3 protein-coding genes are annotated in these 1,797 nt (G+C 70.1%); all 3 read right to left on the bottom strand.

Annotated elements, in window-relative coordinates; genetic code table 11:
- Positions 1-663 (bottom strand): alpha/beta hydrolase domain-containing protein (locus WAW85_RS06235; RefSeq protein WP_422558766.1); only part of this gene is annotated, 663 nt, incomplete at its 3' end.
- Positions 663-1,064: a carboxymuconolactone decarboxylase family protein gene (locus tag WAW85_RS06240; protein WP_422558767.1), complete on the bottom strand. Its 402-nt coding sequence runs from the start codon at positions 1,062-1,064 to the stop codon at positions 663-665. The genes WAW85_RS06240 and WAW85_RS06235, both read right to left, overlap by 1 nt.
- A partial coding sequence (locus tag WAW85_RS06245) for an NAD(P)-dependent oxidoreductase (protein WP_422558768.1) occupies positions 1,061-1,797 on the bottom strand: 737 nt, incomplete at its 5' end. The genes WAW85_RS06240 and WAW85_RS06245, both read right to left, overlap by 4 nt.

Consider the following 1,797-nt stretch of genomic DNA (forward strand, 5'->3'; position numbering starts at 1 on the left):
CGGCAGCTCCGAGCGGGCCCGGGAGTGAATCAGGTAGCCGTCGAACACCCCGTGCCCGGCGGCGAAGCGGTTCACATAGGTGGTCATCGCCATCGCGGACTGGGATTCGCCGACCGCCAGGATCTGCGTCACCGGCAGCCCGGCGAGTGGGTGGTCCGAGTCGTCGGCCGGATCGGCCAGCGCCGCGCCCACCGCGCCGAACAGGTCGTAGCAGTAGGCGTCGCCGGGATGGCGCAGACTGCCGTAGCGGTCCGGTTTGCTCCCGACCAAACCGTTCGCTTCGAGGCCCACGTCCACCGATCCGCCGCCGCCATGCACTCCCGCGTACTGCGCCGACACCCCGGCCCAGGCGTAACCCGACCGCACCAGCTCGTCGGCCAGATACGTGTACTCGGGGGCAGCGTCGTTGCCGCTGCTCACATTGAGCCACTCCACAACCACGGTGCCGTTGAAGGCCGCCGCCTCGGCGGGGCGGCGCACCAGGAGGCGGGTGGCGAAACCGGCTGGCTCGGCCGGACCGTCGGGGGTGCGCCCGGTAGCGGTACCGGCCGCCGTGTACTCGCCGACGGTATATCCGGCCGCCGCCAGATCGGGGCCGGGCAAGGCACCCACCAGCGTGTGCTGGGAGACCGGCGGCAGGGCGGTGAACCTCGCGCGGCCCATCAGCCGTCCTGCCGCTGTGCCCGGCGGAACTGCTTGGCGGCCGCACCGAATGCCGTATTGAGTTTGGTGCCGACCGGCCAGCCGACGTAGTAGCAGAGGAATAGGGCGATCTCGTCGAGCTGTTCGGGGCTCAGTTCGCCGTTGCCCAGCGCCGCGCCAGCCTGCAGTTCGGCGACGTCGATCTGGGCGCTGCCGGCCAGGGCGCCCAGCAGCAGCAGCCGCCGGTCCCGAATGGAGAGACCCTCGCGGGTCCACACCTCGGCGAACAACTGGTCGGCCGTGTGCGCGAAGTGCGTGCCCGGACCGTCGGCCATCTCCCAGCCGTACACCTGCGTCATCATGTCGAGGCCGCGTTGGCGCTGCGGGGTGCCTTCGCCGCCGACGGCGGTACCTGAAGTCATGCTTGTTGCTCCGTTCGGTTGTCGGGTGCGGCGGGATCGGGGGTCAGGCCGAAGCCGGCCGCTAGATCACGGTAAGCGATCTGCCCCAGCGGAAGATCGACGTCGAGGTCGCGGCCGAGTGTCAACGCCAGCGACAGATCCTTCTCGCCGAGCGCGACCACGTGGGTAAAGATGCCGTGCCAGAAATCGTCCGGCGCAATCGGGGCGGTGGTGTCGCGCAGCATGATGGCGCCCGCCCCGCCGGTGATCGCATCGGTGTGCCGGACCACCCGGCCCAGCTTGGCGATGTCGAGGCCGGCCGCCTCGGCCAGCCGGGAGGCCTCGGTGGCCGCGTTGAACGAGATGAAGTGCAGCAGATTGCGAGCCAGCTTCATCCGGGTGCCCGCACCGACCTCCTCGCCGGCATGCACCAGCATGTCACCGGCCAGTGAGAACGGCTCTTTGAGCTGTTCATAGGCGCTGCGCGGGCCGCCGAACATGATCGCCAGTCTGCCCTGTTCGGCACCGGGGGCACCGCCGGAGATCGGTGCATCCAGCAGGATGACACCCTGGTCGGCGCAGCGGGCAGCCAGCGCGAGCGCGGTCTCCGGCGAGATGGTCGAATGCACGGTGATCACCAGGCCCGGCGTGGCATCGGCGAGCAGTCCGTCGACCACCGCGTGCACCTGTTGATCGTTCACCACGCAGATGCCGATCACGTCGGCGGCCTGCGCCAGCGCGGCCAGATCGGCGG

The sequence above is a fragment of the Gordonia sp. (in: high G+C Gram-positive bacteria) genome, from assembly GCF_049299075.1.
Taxonomy (GTDB): domain Bacteria; phylum Actinomycetota; class Actinomycetes; order Mycobacteriales; family Mycobacteriaceae; genus Gordonia.